The sequence below is a fragment of the Siminovitchia fortis genome, assembly GCF_007681465.1.
In the GTDB taxonomy this organism is placed as follows: Bacteria; Bacillota; Bacilli; order Bacillales; family Bacillaceae_C; genus Siminovitchia; species Siminovitchia fortis.
On sequence record NZ_VEKZ01000045.1, the window covers coordinates 15,091 to 32,896 of the forward strand.

The 17,806-nt window shown below is 42.1% G+C and carries 21 protein-coding genes, 1 pseudogene and 1 other annotated feature; of the genes and pseudogenes, 10 read left to right on the plus strand and 12 right to left on the minus strand.

Going from position 1 to position 17,806, the window contains the following annotated elements; all coding sequences use genetic code 11:
- Positions 1 to 4 precede the first annotated feature (4 nt).
- Positions 5 to 910, minus strand: coding sequence for a hypothetical protein (locus FS666_RS13715; protein WP_186310925.1), 906 nt, complete (start codon positions 908 to 910; stop codon positions 5 to 7).
- A gap of 171 nt (positions 911 to 1,081) precedes the next feature.
- Here FS666_RS13715 and FS666_RS20485 point away from each other — a divergent pair, with 171 nt between their 5' ends.
- On the plus strand, positions 1,082 to 1,207 hold the full coding sequence (locus tag FS666_RS20485) for a hypothetical protein (RefSeq protein WP_260842229.1): 126 nt from the start codon (positions 1,082 to 1,084) through the stop codon (positions 1,205 to 1,207).
- Positions 1,208 to 1,289: 82 nt separating this feature from the next.
- Positions 1,290 to 1,988, plus strand: coding sequence for a hypothetical protein (locus FS666_RS13720; protein WP_144462985.1), 699 nt, complete (start codon positions 1,290 to 1,292; stop codon positions 1,986 to 1,988).
- A 233-nt stretch (positions 1,989 to 2,221) separates the two neighbouring features.
- Here the strand turns inward: FS666_RS13720 and FS666_RS13725 are convergent, their stop codons facing one another.
- A complete protein-coding gene (locus tag FS666_RS13725; RefSeq protein ID WP_144462987.1) occupies positions 2,222 to 2,698 on the minus strand; it encodes a helix-turn-helix domain-containing protein in 477 nt (158 codons plus the stop codon).
- 205 nt (positions 2,699 to 2,903) lie between these two features.
- Here FS666_RS13725 and FS666_RS13730 point away from each other — a divergent pair, with 205 nt between their 5' ends.
- Complete coding sequence (locus FS666_RS13730; RefSeq protein ID WP_244943916.1) at positions 2,904 to 3,458, plus strand: restriction endonuclease; 555 nt, start codon at positions 2,904 to 2,906, stop codon at positions 3,456 to 3,458.
- Between the two features lie 144 nt (positions 3,459 to 3,602).
- On the opposite strand, the gene FS666_RS13735 is transcribed toward FS666_RS13730, so the two are convergent.
- Complete coding sequence (locus FS666_RS13735; RefSeq protein ID WP_144462989.1) at positions 3,603 to 3,800, minus strand: hypothetical protein; 198 nt, start codon at positions 3,798 to 3,800, stop codon at positions 3,603 to 3,605.
- Positions 3,801 to 3,981: 181 nt separating this feature from the next.
- Here FS666_RS13735 and FS666_RS13740 point away from each other — a divergent pair, with 181 nt between their 5' ends.
- Together FS666_RS13740 and FS666_RS13745 are read left to right on the plus strand one after the other, a co-directional pair.
- Positions 3,982 to 4,278, plus strand: a complete 297-nt coding sequence (locus FS666_RS13740) for a UPF0175 family protein (protein WP_244943917.1) — start codon at positions 3,982 to 3,984, stop codon at positions 4,276 to 4,278.
- Entirely contained in the window at positions 4,271 to 4,771 is a 501-nt protein-coding gene (locus FS666_RS13745; RefSeq protein WP_144462991.1) for a PIN domain-containing protein, read from the plus strand. The genes FS666_RS13740 and FS666_RS13745 overlap by 8 nt, the downstream gene beginning before the upstream one ends.
- A 154-nt stretch (positions 4,772 to 4,925) precedes the next feature.
- On the opposite strand, the gene FS666_RS13750 is transcribed toward FS666_RS13745, so the two are convergent.
- The 4 genes from FS666_RS13750 to FS666_RS20070 all read right to left on the minus strand — a co-directional run bounded on the left by FS666_RS13750 (position 4,926) and on the right by FS666_RS20070 (position 9,175).
- Complete coding sequence (locus FS666_RS13750) at positions 4,926 to 5,252, minus strand: hypothetical protein (RefSeq protein WP_144462993.1); 327 nt, start codon at positions 5,250 to 5,252, stop codon at positions 4,926 to 4,928.
- 138 nt (positions 5,253 to 5,390) lie between these two features.
- A complete protein-coding gene (gene istB, locus FS666_RS13755) occupies positions 5,391 to 6,134 on the minus strand; it encodes an IS21-like element helper ATPase IstB (protein ID WP_144462995.1) in 744 nt (247 codons plus the stop codon).
- On the minus strand, positions 6,131 to 7,681 hold the full coding sequence (gene istA, locus FS666_RS13760; protein WP_144462997.1) for an IS21 family transposase: 1,551 nt from the start codon (positions 7,679 to 7,681) through the stop codon (positions 6,131 to 6,133). Before istA ends, istB begins: the two co-directional genes overlap by 4 nt.
- Before the next feature lie 345 nt (positions 7,682 to 8,026).
- Positions 8,027 to 9,175 (minus strand): SEC-C metal-binding domain-containing protein, encoded by a 1,149-nt coding sequence (locus FS666_RS20070; protein WP_222119375.1) that lies wholly within the window; start codon positions 9,173 to 9,175, stop codon positions 8,027 to 8,029.
- Between the two features lie 155 nt (positions 9,176 to 9,330).
- Between FS666_RS20070 and FS666_RS13770 the strand changes: the two genes are divergently transcribed.
- Positions 9,331 to 10,236 (plus strand): RpnC/YadD family protein, encoded by a 906-nt coding sequence (locus FS666_RS13770; RefSeq protein WP_144462999.1) that lies wholly within the window; start codon positions 9,331 to 9,333, stop codon positions 10,234 to 10,236.
- Between the two features lie 349 nt (positions 10,237 to 10,585).
- Here the strand turns inward: FS666_RS13770 and FS666_RS13775 are convergent, their stop codons facing one another.
- The 4 genes from FS666_RS13775 to mnmM all read right to left on the minus strand — a co-directional run bounded on the left by FS666_RS13775 (position 10,586) and on the right by mnmM (position 12,699).
- Positions 10,586 to 10,900, minus strand: coding sequence for a hypothetical protein (locus tag FS666_RS13775; protein ID WP_144463001.1), 315 nt, complete (start codon positions 10,898 to 10,900; stop codon positions 10,586 to 10,588).
- 64 nt (positions 10,901 to 10,964) lie between these two features.
- Positions 10,965 to 11,255: an Rpn family recombination-promoting nuclease/putative transposase gene (locus FS666_RS20330; RefSeq protein WP_244943918.1), complete on the minus strand. Its 291-nt coding sequence runs from the start codon at positions 11,253 to 11,255 to the stop codon at positions 10,965 to 10,967.
- A 31-nt stretch (positions 11,256 to 11,286) separates the two neighbouring features.
- Entirely contained in the window at positions 11,287 to 11,901 is a 615-nt protein-coding gene (locus tag FS666_RS20335; RefSeq protein WP_244943919.1) for an Rpn family recombination-promoting nuclease/putative transposase, read from the minus strand.
- 225 nt (positions 11,902 to 12,126) lie between these two features.
- A complete protein-coding gene (gene mnmM, locus FS666_RS13785; RefSeq protein ID WP_144463003.1) occupies positions 12,127 to 12,699 on the minus strand; it encodes a tRNA 5-(aminomethyl)-2-thiouridylate-methyltransferase MnmM in 573 nt (190 codons plus the stop codon).
- Positions 12,700 to 12,813: 114 nt separating this feature from the next.
- On the opposite strand from mnmM, the gene FS666_RS13790 reads away from it, so the two are divergent.
- The 4 genes from FS666_RS13790 (at position 12,814) to FS666_RS13805 (ending at position 17,254) form a co-directional block, all read left to right on the plus strand.
- A complete protein-coding gene (locus FS666_RS13790; protein WP_120073211.1) occupies positions 12,814 to 13,104 on the plus strand; it encodes a YtzC family protein in 291 nt (96 codons plus the stop codon).
- Positions 13,105 to 13,691: 587 nt separating this feature from the next.
- Positions 13,692 to 13,930: a binding site (T-box leader), on the plus strand.
- Positions 13,931 to 13,981: 51 nt separating this feature from the next.
- On the plus strand, positions 13,982 to 16,396 hold the full coding sequence (gene leuS / locus FS666_RS13795; RefSeq protein ID WP_144463733.1) for a leucine--tRNA ligase: 2,415 nt from the start codon (positions 13,982 to 13,984) through the stop codon (positions 16,394 to 16,396).
- A gap of 292 nt (positions 16,397 to 16,688) precedes the next feature.
- Positions 16,689 to 17,003: a rhodanese-like domain-containing protein gene (locus FS666_RS13800; protein WP_144463734.1), complete on the plus strand. Its 315-nt coding sequence runs from the start codon at positions 16,689 to 16,691 to the stop codon at positions 17,001 to 17,003.
- A 68-nt stretch (positions 17,004 to 17,071) separates the two neighbouring features.
- Complete coding sequence (locus FS666_RS13805) at positions 17,072 to 17,254, plus strand: sporulation protein Cse60 (RefSeq protein WP_144463735.1); 183 nt, start codon at positions 17,072 to 17,074, stop codon at positions 17,252 to 17,254.
- A 29-nt stretch (positions 17,255 to 17,283) separates the two neighbouring features.
- Here FS666_RS13805 and FS666_RS13810 read toward each other — a convergent pair.
- Positions 17,284 to 17,745, minus strand: a pseudogene (locus tag FS666_RS13810) (NAD(P)/FAD-dependent oxidoreductase); the annotation flags it as partial.
- Between the last annotated feature and the right edge of the window lie 61 nt (positions 17,746 to 17,806).

Genomic DNA, 17,806 nt, shown 5'->3' on the forward strand with positions numbered 1-17,806 from the left:
CACTCTAACTTTGTTTAAAGCACCATTCCGCAGCCTGACTTATTGATAATCCTGTGCTTTGGCGAATAACGCTTAGGTTGAATCGGTTATGTTCACTAATCTTTATTTGGTATGAATTAAGTATTCTCTTTCTTCTCAACCAATTAATATTTTCTTTGTAAAATTGAAGAAGTAAATGGGGTTCTGTATTCAAAATGTCTAACTGTTTAAGCTTATGTAATGCCTCGTTAATTTCTCTGGTGGGCTTTATTAAAACAATATTGCTGGATAAATAGATGGTAGTTCTGAGCGGCAGTTGTTTAAGCGGCATGTTATAAATAAGCTTATGATTCATGGTGGGATGTATAAAAGGTTTTACCAGTTGTAGGAAATATATAATTTGTACCTGATCATATAGAATAAGTCGATTTTGCCCATCCAATGAAAACAACAACTTGAATTTTCTTTCCAGAAGCTTTATTAGAAACCTATTCTCCTCAATGGTAAAACTATCGGTAGATAAGACTATTTTTCTTGGGATTCCTGCATCAAGTTTTAAATGGCCGTCATCCTGATACCACCATACGAGAGCTTCCACATTGAAGTATTTCTCAATAAAATCAACCGGTAAAACCTTCTTGCGGTTTTTATACCAAATGGATTCCATAAAGGTAATTAGCTCGTCTGTTTTCGACTGTACAAAAAATGCTTCAGAGAACCCCTCCCTTAGTCTTTTGTCATTCACCCTTTTATAAACTGGAGGATTTAACGGAATAAAATCCTTTAATTTTTCGAAGCAATACCATGCCCAATCCATATCATCCTTCTTGTGCATAAATTGAAAGCGGGGCTTTCTACCCTGTTGCTTTGTAATGCATCCATCTCCTAAAAGTTTACCGGTCATAAGAGCAAAGAAGTGATAATTATTCACCATTTATACCCCCTGACGAAACATTTGTTTGATGATTATTATAACAAATTCCATCTTGTTAAACCACAAAATGCAGAATAATATAGGTTTTATATACAATATATTGTGTTTCATGATAGAGTTATTTATAAGAGTGAAAAATGTAAAAAAGATGCAAGAGAAACTAAGCAGATGGATTTTTTTACAGGTGAAGAATACCCATTTTGTGAAAGGAGCATTTATATGGCTAAACACTCAGGTGGCAAAGCTGGAAAAGCAGGGAAAATATTAAAAAAACATCAAGATGATAGGCACTAAGCAGCTTCCCGCCTTAAAGCCATTGTAATACTGTATTTTTACTTTTCTGACTTGCTAAGATAAATAATAAGATACTGAAATAATGAGCCTTATGATTGCTGTACTGGATATATTTGATCATCTTGGAGGGATATCGATACGTAAATTAAATGAAAAAATATACAGAGAAGAATATGCTAGGCAAGTATTATTACATTTTTATCCTGAAAAATATGAAGGAGCTCTTTTAAAAGATAAGCCGGATATACAAATCGAGATGAAGGACATAGGTGTTGAGGTAACCGGGTCTTTGTTAGAGCGAATTAGATATGGATTGGCACAATTTATAGAACTCAGAGGAAAAAGTTTTAATAGCCTTTCTTCTAAAAAGAAAGATTTATTGAGGGAAAAAGAAGTGTTTTTAAATGTAGACAATGAAGGAATTATTGAGTATATAATGCCTGCTGCAGTTTGGGGAACCGGTAATGATACAAAAACTGCATATACTAAGAAGTTAAAAGCTTTAAATAAAGACGGGTTTCAATTTTTTAATGAAAATAATTTATTTTTATTTGCAGAGTATGAGGAAGAGACTGAGGTACAAAACTTAATCAGTTTTATTGAGGAATACAAGTATAGAAAAATGAAGCATTTTTTTGATCATGTATATATTTACACTTATAAAGAACTTTACACAATTTCTTGCAAAGACCTGCAATATACATCTATGCCAATTGATCATTCGCAAAGGAAATTGATTAATGACGTAGCACGTAAAGCGGCTACTGTTGATGGTTATTAGTAACATCAGAAAATATATCTAGTTATTCTAACCTTATGGATAATTTCATCATAGAGTAGGATCGGACTTCAAGCTCCTTAACACTTTGTGAGGGATAAAAATCTCACTCTCGCCATTTTCCATTTCGGAATTTTTTTGGCCCCATCTCTATAGTGGGAGCTTGAGTCTATTTTATATCTGAAAATGTTTGTACCCAGCATTTATTTCTTTTCCGAAAGAAAATTGTTTGGCATTTAATTCTCTTCCTCTTCTTCGACAATGCCCTGCAACACAAGATCAATTGCTTTCATTGATTGCATTCTATTCAATTCTTTCTGTTTAAGGTATTTGGCAAATTCAGGTTTTGCCAAAAATTGTTCTGTTGGAATAAGCCATTTGCCGGAATTCTCCGAGCGCTGTTTTGCTTGTATCTTCCCTTCAGCACAATATCTTCTTACCATTTGGGGCGTGACATTCAAGATTTGTGCTACTTCTGTTACCGGCAAATATTCTGGCAATCTAGTACGGAAAATGTCTTCAAGTACATGTTCTACTTCATTTTTTTCATCATTGTTCAGTTCCAGATAAAACATTTCATTCTCTTGTTCGATTTCGATGGATTGATGGAGCAGGTGTACATAGTGCTTGGCGTTTTCACTGATATTTTCTTTTTCAAATTGGGTCATGGCATCAGAGATGCCTTTAAAAACAGCTCCCGTTTTTACAGCCATATGTTTTTTCACTCCCCTCGCCTCAGTACAAATTATTCAGAAAGGAAACAAAAGACATAAAAAGGAAACAAACGAAACTTTCTTAATACTATACCCATTTTAAAACATTATTCTGGAAACTTTACAGAATAGCCAAATAAACCAAACCGTTGAATGATATAATTGTACTCAGACTAAGGAAATTACACAAAAATGGAGGGGTTTCATGCGAAAAAAGAAGACTATGTTCGAAGAGATCATTTTCCCGGGCTTTGTATTGTTGGGATTATGGACATATTTTAAAACAAGCAGTTTATCAAAAAGTTTAATGGCCTTGTTTGGGCTGCTTTTTTTGTATGCAATCACATTGATAATTAAACAGTTTTTTCATCAAAAAAAGTTGCTTAAATCAGGCATACAACAAATTGATGAAATGACTGGACGCCAATTCGAGGAATATTTATCGGAACTGCTTAGGAGGCAGGGATACAAAGTCAGATTAACGAAGTCGACTGGTGATTTCGGAGCAGATTTGGTTTTGACATCCACAGGGGGAAAGGTCATCGTTGTCCAGGCGAAAAGATATAAAAACAATGTCGGGATCAAAGCGGTTCAGGAAGTGGGGACATCCATGCTGCATTACAATGCAGCTGAAGCCTGGGTCATTACCAATAGTTATTATACAAAAGCTGCTCGGACATTGGCGAAATCAAATGGGGTTCATCTATATAACCGGGACGATTTGATTGGCTGGATATTAACAGGGAAGAAGGTAAGCTGAGACAATAGGCAGTCCCGATGAGGCTTAAATCTATTAAAAAGTCTAGGATTGTCAGTTCATCAATATCATAGTCCTCACCATTTTCTGTGTCTATGATTTTCCCTTCAGCTATCCATTGCCGTACATGTATAAGACTACTTAATCCTACATCTCCTTTTGGATTTCAATCACCTGCTTTTTGGTAACTCTAGTGATCCCCGCAACGGATGGGACAACCGTTTTCATTTTAAGGAGTCTGCGTGCTGTCTCTTCTTTTTCGTCCTGTATCGCTTTTTCCCGTGCCTCCTGCACACGCAGTTTCGCTTCACGGACGGCAGCTGCCTCATCGAGTATTGCTTTCATCCATGCTTCGCGGGCAAGTTTTTCCTCCAGGGTTAGATTTAATTCGTGCCAACACAAAGAATCTATTCATGATTTTTCATCATTCATAGAAAATCCTCCTTTAGCAGGTGGTCGTTTAAGCCCTTCCTTCCTTGTTCGTAATGCATTACAATAATGATAATAATTCAGTGAGGTGAAAAAAATGGCGATGGAATATTTTCAAGTCAACCTGCCTAAGACGTTTTTGCCGTTTATCAATCGTGCCAAGGGACAAGATATTGATGCAAAGGTGAAAGTTTCTTTGGCAATCGGAATGTTTGCTGAAAAGCAAGTAACATTAGCCCGGGCGGCAGAGCTGGCTGAAATGCCTTTAGAAGACTTTATTGACTTATTGAAATCCAAAAACCTCCCTTGGATGGAATATACGGAAGAACATTTGCAAGATGACCGACAAGCTATTAGTGAGCTGATGTCATCTAAAGAGGAGAATGATGGCTAAAATTATTACTAACTCGACGCCTATTATTAGTTTATCCATCCTTGGGAAATTATCACTGTTAGGGGAACTGTTCGATGATGTATATGTTCCTGATGCAGTTTTTCACGAAGTTGTATATGGCAAATCGACCAGGTCATATGGTTGTGATGATTTAAAACAGTTGATTGAGACCGGAACTTTCCAGGTCATTGAGGTGAAAAATAAACGATTAGTCAATACCCTGTACGGAAAGCTGCATGAAGGAGAATTGGAAGTTATTGTTGGGGCTAAGGAATTGGGATTGCAAACCGTACTCATCGATGAGCGAGATGCAAGAATTTTGGCCAAAACCTTTTTATTACGTCCAATTGGTACGGTTGGTATTCTTTTGCTTGCTAAGCGGAGAGGAAAAATAAAGCATGTAAAGCCACTTCTGGATAAGTTAATTGCTGAAGGGATTTTCCTATCCGAATCCCTTTATTCTCAGGTTTTAATAGAGGCGGGAGAAGAATAGAGGTACCGGTGCCGGACTGAATATTGCCATGGGATAGAGCCGGCTATGCCATCTTTTTGAGCCACTTGTGCCATAAAATAGAGCCACCTATGACATGGGTGAGCCACTAAATGCATTATAGACATTCCCCCGGCCGGGGGAATGTCTATAATCACTAAAATGGGATTATCCCTAATTCATATTCAAGTTCCATTTTTTCACGTCTCAACTGATCAACTTCTTGGTGTAACTCTTTCACCTCAGCCAGTAGTCGCTCAATTTTGGTTTGATCATCAATTCCTTTTTCATAGGCAGTCCCAATGAGACTTAAATCTATTAAAAAGTCTAGGACTGCTAGTTCATCAATATCATAGTCCTTACCGTTTTCTGTGGCTATGATTTTCCCTTCAGTTATCCATTGCAGTACATCCTTCTCATCGCATTCAATCTCATGGTTGTGAAGTAGTTTGATAGCTTCGGAGATTGTCATGTAATAATCCATTTATAAACGCACCTTTTATTAATTATTTTTTTGCTAATCCTATATTAGGCCCTGCTTTCACATTGCCGTTATGTGCGAGTGTATATTCGGACGAATTAAAAAGGAAGGCGCTTTCAACACTTGCTAACTGGTCCATTTCTATGCTTTTAACCCATGTCTTTCTCTCATAGATACATTTCCATCAATAAGGATGTTGTAAGAGTCATGGACAATGCGATCCAAGATGGCATCTGCCAGGGTTTCCTCCCCAATCTTTTCATGCCAGCCTCTAGGATCGAATTGAGAACAGAAGATAGTTGACCCGTTTCTATGCCTTGCCTCAATGATTTCTAATAAATCACGTGCTTCATTTCCTTTTAACGGGGTTAATAGCCACTCATCTAAAATCAAGAGGTTGACTTTTTTGTATTGCTTCATCACTTTTCGGAATATACCTTCGCCCCTGGCCACCGCCAATTCATCAAGAAGATCGGGCAATCGAACATATTTCACCTTATAAAGCTGGCGGCAGGCAGCTATGCCAAATGCACAAGCCAGGTATGTCTTTCCATTCCCAGACGCACCTTTTAAAATGATGTTATGGTGTTCTTCAATGTAATTCCCGTTAGCCAGCCGCAATATTTGAGATTTATCTAGCTTTCTGTCCGGATGATATTCAATATCCTCAATGGACGCCTGATTATTACTTAATTGTGCGCTTTTAATAAGACGTTCCAGTTTATTGTTTTGCCGGCGTGACCACTCCATGTCCACAAGCAATCCAAAACGATCTTCAAATGTCATTTCCTGATATTCAGGGTTTCTTAATTGTTCCTGAAAGGTTTCTGCCATGGCAGACATGCGCATTTCAGTTAGCTTTGTCAATGTTGTTTCTTTCGTCATTTTCTTTCTCCCCCGTAATAGGCAGCTCCACGGGTAAAACCAAAGGAACCCCCGGTTTTCTCTACTGTATCTGACGAGTCATTTGTCGGCAGTTTATCTTGGCCAGTCTTCAATATCGTTTGGATACTTTTGAGTGTCGGTCTTGGCGTATAGGTCAAGGCTCTCTCACACGCATTTTCCAGACGTTCCATCGAATGCTTATCTGCCAATTTCATTAGGCCAATGCATGATTTCAAACCTTGTTTTTCTGTTTTATAAGACGATAAGATACTTCGAACAGTGGTTAAAATATGCATTCCTGCGGAATCAGCCCAGTCCAAGACATATTCGCGATTGAAATTAATAAACTGCTTATGTTTGTCGGGCATATGATCCGGGTTAGTGCTTGCCTGTCCGGCTTCTCCGTATAACCTTTTATGAGATGCAACCCTAAAATGATTATAGAAAATCTCTACAATATCTTTCGTCAGGCGTACATCCACCCGATGTTTAATATAATCATATGGAACGGAATAGTACATTTTATCCAGATGTATGTGATAATCATATTGTACGGTTGCTTTTTTCCAAGCAGCTATTTCATATGGAGAAACAGGCAATGGGAATAAGGCGAATTTTTCCTCTTCCGTGAATGCGGTAAGCCTGTTTCCTTTCTTTTTCTGAAAGGGCTTTGTATTAAACTCCGTTAATTTCTCCTTAATGGCCAGGTTTAGCTCCGTTATGGAGAAAAACTGCTGGTTGCGAAGGGAAGCGATAATCCAAGTTGATATGTTACCTACAGTACCTTCAGCGCTTGCCTTATCTTTAGGATGGCGAACCCTTGCCGGAATAATTGTCGTGTTATAATGTTCCGCCATCTCTTGATAGATACGATTAATCGTAGGTTCGTTCCGAGAGGCTTTCACTACGCCTGTTTTTAGATTATCCGGCACAATAATCCTTGTCACACCGCCGTAGAACTGAAAAGCATGTATATGTGCTGTAATCCAACTTTCCGTGTCCATGGACAGGAAAGCTTCTACATATGCATACTGACTGCACGGAAGGGCTGAAACAAATACATACGCAGGTATGTCTTCACCGGTAATATTGTCTTTGATTTGCATGGTTTGTCCTGCCCAATCCACCTCCAACAGTTCTCCTGGTTTTCGCCTAATTCGCATCGTTGCTTTCGTTTTCGAGGCGTACGCATGATAAAATCGACAGAATTGTCGATAACTGTATGGAATTTCCTTATTTGCCCTGCAGCTTAAACAGTACTCCTCCCATAAAAGAGAAAGAGTGACTCCACTTTTAGCCAATTCCTTATGAATATGTTCACAATCCGGTTTTCTCCTAAAACCGGAAGAAGCATCCTTCTCCGGGTACAAAAGTTCCTGAAGCTCCGCATCTGACATATCCTTTTCAAAGGGCCAGGTAATCCCTTGAGTTCTTGCCCTGCTCAAGACATCACTTATGGTATTCCTTGAACTGGAGCAGCTGGAAGCGATCCCCCTTTGACTTACTCCTTGGGCATGAAGCCGAAGGATTTCACGATATTTAATCACTAAAAAACCTCCTATATAATGAATTACACACTGAAGTGCAAATCCATTATATAGGAGGTGGCTCAGTTATGGCAGAAGTGGCTCTAAATCGTGTCATAGGTGGCTCTGAAATATGGCAGAGGTGGTATTATCCGATGTCTTTATTCAGGACTGTCCACAGGGACAATTCTATGGTACCTGTGAGTGGCCGAGTGCCTGAAAATCTCCGAATAATCTTGTTTCACATGTTTGTTCCACGCCAAGCCGTTGGTCTGGTAAGCGCTACCCTCAACAAGAAAAGAGCCAAGCCCCAAAAGGCCCGACTCCAATAAATCTCTTAATCCGTGCGCCGCTCATTCTACAAACTCACGCACCACAACACTTCTTGTATTTCTTTCCGCTGCCGCAGGGGCATTTTTCATTCCTTCCAATTTTGGGTGTCTTGAATGCCGGCATATTAAGCCTTAATTCATTAAAGCGCTTTTCCTGTTCTTCGTAGTCCGCTTTCCACTTTTCCATATTTGGATGGTTTTTACCCAGCACTGTGTGTAGGCCATAGTAGATAGGTTCCATCTCAAATAGCCGGGTGGTATAGCCGCTTTTGATATAGTCCTCGATCAATGGAAAAGCTTTTTCGGACAAGTGATGGGCTAACCCCTCAATCACCATGGCCTTGCCGTCCATATCCAAATGCTGATAGCTTGAAAATAGTGCTTCTTCCGCCTGTTTGGTTTTTGTGTTTGCCAGAACGCTGCTGGCAAAGATTGAGGTTTCATCCTTCATTGCAAATGGTGCCACTGCTTCTGCCACTTGATCCGATTGGTACATCGACAAAGCATCGGTTGTTTCCTCCAGCAGAATATCGTCGTCCTTTTCCAATACTCCAGCTAAAACAGGAATATACTTTTCAACTTTTAATATACTGGCTGCACGGACGGCCAGAAGGCCCCGAAATGAAAACCATGAACGGTTTAGTTCATTATCCAGGATGTTATCGATGTGTTTTACGTCATACCATTGGTTTAGCAGCAGTTTGTCCTGAATCTGCTTTGCCTGGAAATATAGTTGATGATCATAAAATTCCTTTGACTCCAGTAATGAAAGCACAGCGTCATATTCATTCCAAAGCTCATTTTCATCAGCATGAATCAAAAATTGATGAAAGGCGAAAACATCCTTGCCAAAAACGGATGATAGCTCCTGTTCATGTTCCATAATGATTTCCGGCTGCAAGTGTTTAAAATACTCGATGATCAAGTGCCGTCTTTGCTTCTCCGTTACCTTTAACAGGTTCAATAAAAGGGGAATGGAGTTTTCGTTTATAGCACTTGGTTTGCACCCGAGCAATAGGTCTTTACGCCTTTCTTCCGAATGAAGTGCCATTTCCAGAACTCTGTTGGTCCATTCTGCCGGTGTCAAAGGATATTCTTTTAACGCTTGGAGAACAAATTCCTGGACAATTTTTTGATCACTGAGCAAATAAGGTTCGATTTTTTCTAAAAATGGATTGGACATGGAACAGCCTCCCGATTTGGTATCACTATCTTGTAAATAGGATAAGGCAAAAGCTTGTACTTTGAAAGGGATAGATGGCAATTGTCAAAAAGAAGGATTTGGGTGGAATTTATCGAATTGTTAAAATGAATACTCATAGAAAGGTGTTGGTGTGATTGAAGGTTGAAAACCCTGATTACGATTATCTGTGGAAGGATGTGATCACTGAACTGTTTGAAGAGTTTCTTCTATTTTTCTCTCCTGATCTATTTGAGCTTGTAGATTTTACCGTCCCGCCCGAATTCCTTGAGCAAGAGCTACAAACCATTTTACCTGAATCTGATAGCAATCAGCGTGTCGCCGACAAATTAGTTAAACTCCAGTTGAAGAACGGCAGCGAACAATGGGTGTATGTCCATATTGAAGTACAAGGCGACCACAAAAAGATGTTCCCGAAAAGGATGTTCCAATCCTTTTACCGGATTATGGATCTGTACGATCAAAAGATTTATGCGCTGGCCCTTTTCACTGGGGAGCGAGCCAAGTACAATGCTGATCAATTCCGTTATGAATTTCTTGGCACAGAGCTGACCTACAACTATAACACCTACCGAATTGCCTCACAATCAGAATCCGCCCTGCTCAAATCACAAAATCCCTTTGCCTTGGCTGTTCTAGCCGGACTATATGTGATTAAAAGTAAAAAGAACGTTGATCTTCAATACGAGTACAAGGGGAAATTGATAAGACTGCTTTTACAGGATAAAATGATAAGTAAAGAGATGAAAAGGGAATATATTCAAAAACTGTTTGTGTTCATTGACCATATTATTCGCCTGCCGGAGGAGGCAGACCTGCAGCTGATTAGAGATCTAGAGCCCATTATGGAAAAGGAGGCGGAACAAATGGGACTTTCCATGAAAGATACGTCATTTGCAAAATATTATTTGAAAGAAGGAAAGAAGGAAGGGAAAATTGAAATTGCCGTCAGGCTTTTGAAAAAAGAACATTCCGTAGAAGATGTTGCGGAAATCACGGGTCTGCCGTTACAAGAGGTTCGGGAACTGAAAGAAAAGGAATAATGCAGGGAGGCGCATGGCAACCCGTGCGCCTTTTTAAAATAAGAGGTTCAAATTGTAAGTTAAGTAAACCCATTACAGCACTCGCTTCAGAATATGAGAATCGGTTTGTTTTCGTTCATATTGGGCATGGTTTTTAGATTTCTGTCGGTTGCTGTAGCTGTCGGCAGTAATCCATATGACACACCTTTTTTTCTTTTTTTATTGTGTCAACGATCAGCGGCCTGGCATTTTTCGGAGCTATCTGCTGTTTGATATTGGCTTGTACAAATGGTTTTTTGTCAAAAATTAAATTTTTCATGAGTTGTTCAAAAATGCTTTTTCTCTCGCTTTTAAAAGTCCTGGATAGCTTTTATCTATTCATCTCTTCCTGAATTTCAATCACACGTTCTTTAGGAAGTCTGGTTATCTCTGCAATGGTTGATACATCCATTTTCATATTAAGGAGTCTGCGAGTTATTTCTTCTTTACCTTCTTCTTTACCTTTTTCTCTTCCCTCCTGCAAGGCTTTTTCCCGCGCCTCCTGCACACGCAGTTCCGCTTCACGGACAGCGGCTTCCTCATCAAGCACCCTCTTGAGCCGAGCTTCATAAGCGATCAATTCTTCCTGAGTGCCGCTTAATTCTTCCCAACTTTGAGATGCTGCCCGAGGTATTTTATTGTTCATGGAATTTCCTCCAGAGTTGTTCAAAAATGCTTTTTCTCTCGCTTTTAAAAGACCTGGATAGCTTTTATCTATTCATCTCTTCCTGAATTTCAATCACACGTTCTTTAGGAAGTCTGGTTATCTCTGCAATGGTTGAAACATCCATTTTCATTTTAAGGAGTCTGCGAGTTATTTCTTCTTTACCTTCTTCTTTACCTTTTTCCCGCGCCTCCTGGACACGCAGTTCCGCTTCACGGACAGCGGCTTCCTCATCAAGCACCCTCTTGAGCCGTGCTTCATAAGCGATCATTTCTTCCTGAGTGCCGCTTAATTCTTCCCAACTTTGAAAAGCTGTCCGCAGTGTTTCATCGTTCATGGCAATCTCCTCCAATTTCTTAAAGATGTCATCATAAACTTTCCCTTTTCGGTGGTCTACAATTCCGAGCAGCAACAGCCATCTGGCGAGCAAGTCGTCCCAAGGGTTGAGTTTTTCCCGTTTCATGAATGAGTTTGGGCATTTCAATAAAATGAAATTCCATTATATCGGTCAACATAAACTTTTCTTCATCTTCATATAGATGAAAAGTCGTATGAAAGCGATCCGTCTGTTCGAATAGATTAAAATTTAAAATATTAATCGCGATAACCGGTCTCAGCTCTTTATAGCTCATCGTCCGCTTAAGTGGATAACGGTAGATCCCAGCCCAATAATAGATGGATCGGTTGATCATATCAAACCGATTAGTGAATTGGATTTCCACATTGATCCACTCATTGGCATTGGTGACCGCCAAAAGATCCAGCCGGGATTGTTTGTCTTCTTTGTATTCGCCGCCAGCCTCCGTATTCGTGAATGAGATGTCTTTGATGCGATCACGGCCTGTTCTTTGGAGGATAGCATTAAGAAATACAACCGTTATTTCTTTGTTTTTTTCGCTCCCGAACAATTGCTTGAAAGCATAGTCCACTTTTAAATCCATCAGCCGTTCGAGTGGTATCCGTTTCAATACTTTTGATTGCACGACATCATCACCCCATTTTCTGATAATTTCATTATATCATTTCATTAGCAGGGCGACCAAAGCTTTGATGAATGTATCGAGCAGTGGGCTGCGCGGGCTGAAAGGTTACCGCTTGTAGTGGAGCTTCATCTATTGCAGGGAATGGGGTCCAAGTCTTTTGCCAAACGCGAAGTATTTGATCTAAAGTGGTATGATCATCCATCCCAAAACTTCGGCATACATTCATCATTTCTTCTCAAACGCCAGCAAAAAAGGCGGGTTGTTTTTCTGGTTGATAAAACAGTATTGAAGGACATTCACCTTTGTTTGATCCAGATTTTTAGCATGCTCAAGCACCCGATCCCGTTCATAGGCTCCTTCTTCATGCCCGGGATAAATGACAAGCGCCAGAATGCCGCCTTTGGCCAGCATCTCGATCAACTGATCGATCGCTGCGATGGTTGTGTCCGGCTTTGTCACGATCGATTTGTCACCGCCGGGCAAATATCCCAGGTTGAACATGGCCCCGTGGATTTTTCCGTGAAATGCTGCAGGCACGGATTCCCCAAGCGTCTCATGTCCCTTCTGAAACAGCGTAACCCTATCTGCAACGTTATTTTTTTCTAAAAGCTCCTTTGTCTGTAAAATGGCCTGCTTCTGGATGTCAAAACCAAAAATATGTCCATTTTCACCGACGAGCTCAGCAAGAAATAAGGTATCATGCCCATTTCCGACAGTCCCGTCAATTGCCGCGCCGCCGGGCCTGATCACCCTTTGCATCAGGGAACGGGCATATGAAAGAACACCCTCAATGTTCATCCCGAAAATACCTCCTCTTCATCATACGAAAATTGTATCATAACAGCCTTGGATTGAGTACAAACTATGATTGGCAGGCCATAAAGCCAAGCCACTGGAAAAGGGGAGGATTACGTGACAACTCGGCAATCCATTGATAACTTCATTAACCGCTGTGAATCGGCGATTCTTTTTGCAGAGGAACAGTACGAGGAAGGAAGCCGGCAGGAGCATTATCATGACGTGGAATACAGTGAAGCGATGAACGAGTTGGAAGCCATGCTCCAGCAGCTCCAGAAAATGACTGAAAGTGCCAATCCCCAGCAGCGGGAGCAGCTCCACCGGGTACGCCTGAAGATACAGCAGCTTCAAAATAAGATGATTCTCCTGAATCACGACCGTCCGCTATACAGCACATGGCATTGATAAAGAGACAGGGCAAGCCTGTCTCTTTTAAATTGTCCAGCTTCAGGCGCCTTGCGCTTTTCTTTGCAGAAAGTATAAGAATTTTTAGCTTTAAAATTTTGAACAAAGCCTTTTGTTGTCTAGCTCCAGCACCTATCGACTAGCAGACTTCGCACCTGGTGTGCTCCTGCGGCGTAGCTTATTCGAGGATGTTTGGCGAACATCATAGCAAAGCTGCACGACGCCAACTCGAGGAAGCATCACACGAGGCCATCTCAAGTAGTAGCTTTCCTACGATAAGTCAACATCGGCTCGTTCCTCGCCGTGTTGTCTGGCTGCGAGTGCCATCGGCTCGAGGTCATAAGCCAATCGCTGCTGAAGGCAAACTACGCCTTCTTCAGCGCTCGTCTTATGCTTGTCGCCGATAAGCAGGCACTCTCCGCCTTTCCTTATCCTTTATCTCGTCGGGGGCACTCCAGTCTGTACGTCGATGGGCAAGGCGCTTGCGCTTTTCTTTATCCACCGCTGATATTCAAGGCTTTCCGCTTCAATATAGGCTTGAAAACATGTCTAAAATTGTCTACAATGGGGAATAAAGGACTTAATATATAAAACGGTTAAAAAGGACCAGTAATGGTGCCATCCTGTTTCAGAGAGCCGGCGGAAGGTGGAAGCCGGCCAGGACCATCATGAACTCCCCTTTCATTTCTGCAGGTGTGAAGGAAGAAATCCGAAACGGACTATTCTTGTAATGCTTGCCGTATTCTGCGTTAAAGAATAAAGAAGTGAGTGGCCTATGCACTAAATTGGGTGGTACCGCGGGAGAAAACAACCTTCCGTCCCAGGAGTTTTCTCGGGATGGAAGGTTTTTTAATTGAATAAGTCAGGAGGCATCTTCATGGGATACAGCCATAAGGAAGTAGAACAAAAGTGGCAGCAATATTGGGAAAAGAACAAAACATTTACAACTAAAATGGATGAAACGAAGGAAAAATTTTATGCGCTTGACATGTTTCCATATCCTTCAGGGGCAGGGCTCCATGTCGGCCATCCAAAGGGCTACACGGCGTCCGATATACTTGCAAGAATGAAAAGGATGCAGGGATATAATGTACTCCATCCGATGGGATGGGATGCGTTCGGACTTCCTGCAGAGCAATATGCAATCGATACGGGGAATGACCCGGCAGAGTTTACTCAGCATAATATCGATACTTTCCGCCGGCAAATCAAATCCCTTGGTTTCTCTTATGACTGGGACCGGGAGATCAATACGACGGATCCCGACTATTACAAATGGACTCAATGGATTTTTGTAAAACTGTTTGAACACGGCCTTGCTTATGTGGATGAAGTGCCGGTGAACTGGTGTCCGGCTTTGGGAACGGTCCTGGCCAATGAAGAAGTCATCGATGGAAAAAGTGAACGCGGCGGGCATCCTGTTGAACGCCGTCCGATGAAACAATGGATTTTAAGGATCACAAAGTATGCGGATCGCCTACTCGAAGACTTGGAGGAGCTTGATTGGCCCGAAAGCATCAAAGATATGCAAAGGAACTGGATCGGCCGTTCCGAAGGGGCGGAAGTCATTTTCGCCATAGACGGACATCCGGAAACTTTTACTGTTTTTACAACCCGGCCGGATACGCTTTACGGAGCGACTTATGCAGTCCTTGCCCCCGAGCATCCATTCGTGGCGAAAATCACAACGCCTGAGCAGCAGGCGGATGTGAATGAGTATATAGTCCAAGTCAAGTCAAAAAGCGATCTGGAAAGAACGGATCTTGCCAAAGATAAAACCGGTGTTTTTACAGGGGCGTATGCCATTAACCCCGTTAACGGCAAGAAAATCCCGATCTGGATTGCCGATTACGTCTTAATGAGCTACGGAACGGGAGCCATCATGGCTGTGCCGGCACATGACGAGCGCGACTACGAATTTGCGAAAAAATTCGGCCTGGAAATCAAGGAAGTGGTGGCCGGCGGAAATATCGCCGAAGAGGCATATATTGGCGACGGCCCGCATGTAAACTCCGGATTTTTGGATGGGATGGATAAAGAAGAGGCCATTTCTGCGATGATCGACTGGCTGGAAAAAGAAGGCCGCGGTACGAAGAAGGTCACATACCGTTTGCGTGACTGGCTGTTCAGCCGCCAGCGTTATTGGGGAGAGCCGATTCCGATCATCCATTGGGAAGACGGAACAATGACAGCAGTGCCGGAGGATCAGCTCCCGCTGATTTTACCTGAAACAGATGAAGTGAAACCTTCAGGCACCGGCGAATCGCCGCTTGCCAATATTACTGACTGGCTTCATGTGGAAGACCCTGAAACAGGCAAGAAAGGGCGCCGTGAAACAAATACAATGCCGCAATGGGCAGGAAGCTGCTGGTATTTCCTAAGATTCATCGATCCTCATAATTCCAAAGAGCTTGCGAATAAAAAACTGTTGAAAGAATGGCTGCCGGTCGATATTTATATCGGCGGTGCCGAGCATGCGGTCCTTCATTTGCTTTACGCACGCTTCTGGCATAAGTTTTTATATGATATCGGTGTTGTACCGACAAAAGAGCCGTTCCAGAAGCTCTTTAACCAAGGGATGATCCTCGGAGAAAATCACGAAAAAATGAGTAAGTCCAAAGGAAACGTAGTCAATCCGGATGATATCATTGAAAGCCACGGGGCGGATACACTTCGTCTCTATGAAATGTTCATGGGTCCGCCTGAAGCTTCAGCAGCCTGGTCAACAACCGGGTTGGACGGCGCACGCCGTTTCTTGGACCGGATCTGGCGCTTGATTGTAGCGGATGATGGCAGCCTGAGTGACAAAATACAAGATGTCACTGGCGGAGAACTTGAAAAAGTGTACCATCAGACTGTCAAAAAGGTAACTGAAGACTGTGAAGCGATGCATTTTAATACGGCTATTTCACAGCTAATGGTTTTCATCAATGAAGCCTATAAAGCGGAAGTCCTTCCGAAGAAATATATGGAGGGATTTGTAAAAATGCTTTCCCCGATTGCTCCGCACATTGCCGAGGAGCTGTGGGAAAAACTCGGCCATGAAGGAACGGTCTCTTATGAAGCCTGGCCTCAATATGACGAAACAAAGCTCGTTTCGGAAGAGGTGGAGATCGTTGTCCAGGTCAACGGCAAAGTCCGTACCAAGCTGATGGTTTCCCGCGAAGCAGGCAAGGGAGAGCTTGAAGAGATTGCATTGAATGATGACAAAATCAAATCAGCCATAGAAGGTAAAACAATCAGGAAGATCATTGCAGTGCCCGGGAAATTGGTGAATGTTGTAGCCAATTAACAGAATATCGAAAATGGAGAAACTCGGTCATCATAAACCCATATGGCGACCGAGTTGCCTGCCCGGTAGCAAAGGCACTCAATGCCTCCCGAACAATCAATTGATGCTTCTGCTCGGGAGGCATAGGCATGGAATGCCTCCCGAATAATCAGTTGGCCTGCTTTATCGGTAGGCATAGGGCCTCAATGTCTACCGCTCATGGAAAAATTTCCCTTTTCCAGGGCTTTTTCTGTTGCCAAGGAATAACCTTTGCTATAATGTAAATGGTTAATTCCAACGAAAGGTGATAGTCATGGAAATTAAAACAATCACACCTGATGAGGTTAAAACCAAGCTGGAGAATGGCGAAACTTTATTCCTGGTAGATGTACGGGAAGATGAAGAAGTCGCCGAAGGGATGATCCCGGAGGCGGTGCATATCCGGATGGGCGAAATTCCGGAACACCTGGATTACTTTGATAAAGAGAATGACTATATTTTGATATGCAGATCCGGCGGCCGCAGCCAAAGAGTCTGCGAATATCTTGCAGCCAGCGGTTTTCCGAATGTCGTGAATATGACCGGAGGCATGCTTGCTTGGACAGGCGAACTAAAGCCAAAACAATGAAATTTTGAAATTGTATAAAAATAATGCGCATGGGCCATACTGGTATTAAAAACGGAGAGGTGTGGCCCATGTTGCAGGTCAAGTTGTTCGACTGCGAACATGAACAGGACCTGGAGGAGGAAATCAACCGGTTTTTAAGCGATCTGGAACGTAACCAGGTGGTTGACATTAAATATAACATTGCGGCGCTAAGGGAAGCGGAAGATGAACAAATATACTGTTTCAGTGCCATGGTCATGTATTTAAAATAAGAGGGAGCCCCAGTGACGAAAAGCCCCTCTTATTTTTGTTTGCTGTATTCTGCGCTGTTCCCGCCGGCCAGCCGTCCGGTGACAAGGGCAGCGGTAATGTTATATCCGCCGGTATAGCCGTATATATCCAGCACTTCCCCGCAGAAGTAAAGCCCGGGCATTTTTTTGGAGGCCATCGTTTTGGGCTCGATTTCTTTCACAGAAACGCCCCCGCCCGTTACAAATGCTTTATCAAGCGGCAAGGTCCCGTTGACAGTGAAACGGAATTGTTTGCATTGCTTGGAAAAATTCCGCAGCTTTTCAGTGGAAACAGTGGAACAAGGGGAGGCCGGGTCAATATCACTCTGTTCAAGCAAGAAAAGCAAGTAGCGTTCCGGAAGCAGTCCTTTCAGCGAATTTTTGATCGCTTTTTTGGGCTCTTCCTTCATGGCCTTCTGTATTTTTTGAAAAAGTTCCTCCTGTCCTGTTTCCGGCAGGGCATCAAGATTTATCCTGGATTACGAAAGTAAAATCTAGTTATTAAATACAAAAAGGGCTCCAGCCTTTGGTATA

Bases quoted from the DNA above. Each gene is read 5' to 3' on its own strand.
- FS666_RS20330 (WP_244943918.1), bottom strand. From the start codon at position 11,255: ATGAACGATGAAACACTGCGGACAGCTTTTCAAAGTTGGGAAGAATTA.
- FS666_RS13720 (WP_144462985.1), top strand. From the start codon at position 1,290: ATGAGCCTTATGATTGCTGTACTGGATATATTTGATCATCTTGGAGGG.
- FS666_RS13805 (WP_144463735.1), top strand. From the start codon at position 17,072: ATGTTGCAGGTCAAGTTGTTCGACTGCGAACATGAACAGGACCTGGAG.
- FS666_RS13750 (WP_144462993.1), bottom strand. From the start codon at position 5,252: ATGGATTATTACATGACAATCTCCGAAGCTATCAAACTACTTCACAAC.
- leuS (WP_144463733.1), top strand. From the start codon at position 13,982: ATGGGATACAGCCATAAGGAAGTAGAACAAAAGTGGCAGCAATATTGG.
- FS666_RS13725 (WP_144462987.1), bottom strand. From the start codon at position 2,698: ATGGCTGTAAAAACGGGAGCTGTTTTTAAAGGCATCTCTGATGCCATG.
- FS666_RS13745 (WP_144462991.1), top strand. From the start codon at position 4,271: ATGGCTAAAATTATTACTAACTCGACGCCTATTATTAGTTTATCCATC.
- FS666_RS13740 (WP_244943917.1), top strand. From the start codon at position 3,982: ATGGCGATGGAATATTTTCAAGTCAACCTGCCTAAGACGTTTTTGCCG.
- FS666_RS13730 (WP_244943916.1), top strand. From the start codon at position 2,904: ATGCGAAAAAAGAAGACTATGTTCGAAGAGATCATTTTCCCGGGCTTT.
- istB (WP_144462995.1), bottom strand. From the start codon at position 6,134: ATGACGAAAGAAACAACATTGACAAAGCTAACTGAAATGCGCATGTCT.
- FS666_RS13775 (WP_144463001.1), bottom strand. From the start codon at position 10,900: ATGAACAATAAAATACCTCGGGCAGCATCTCAAAGTTGGGAAGAATTA.
- mnmM (WP_144463003.1), bottom strand. From the start codon at position 12,699: ATGAACATTGAGGGTGTTCTTTCATATGCCCGTTCCCTGATGCAAAGG.
- FS666_RS13800 (WP_144463734.1), top strand. From the start codon at position 16,689: ATGGAAATTAAAACAATCACACCTGATGAGGTTAAAACCAAGCTGGAG.
- FS666_RS20070 (WP_222119375.1), bottom strand. From the start codon at position 9,175: ATGTCCAATCCATTTTTAGAAAAAATCGAACCTTATTTGCTCAGTGAT.
- FS666_RS20485 (WP_260842229.1), top strand. From the start codon at position 1,082: ATGGATTTTTTTACAGGTGAAGAATACCCATTTTGTGAAAGGAGCATT.
- FS666_RS13735 (WP_144462989.1), bottom strand. From the start codon at position 3,800: ATGAAAGCAATACTCGATGAGGCAGCTGCCGTCCGTGAAGCGAAACTG.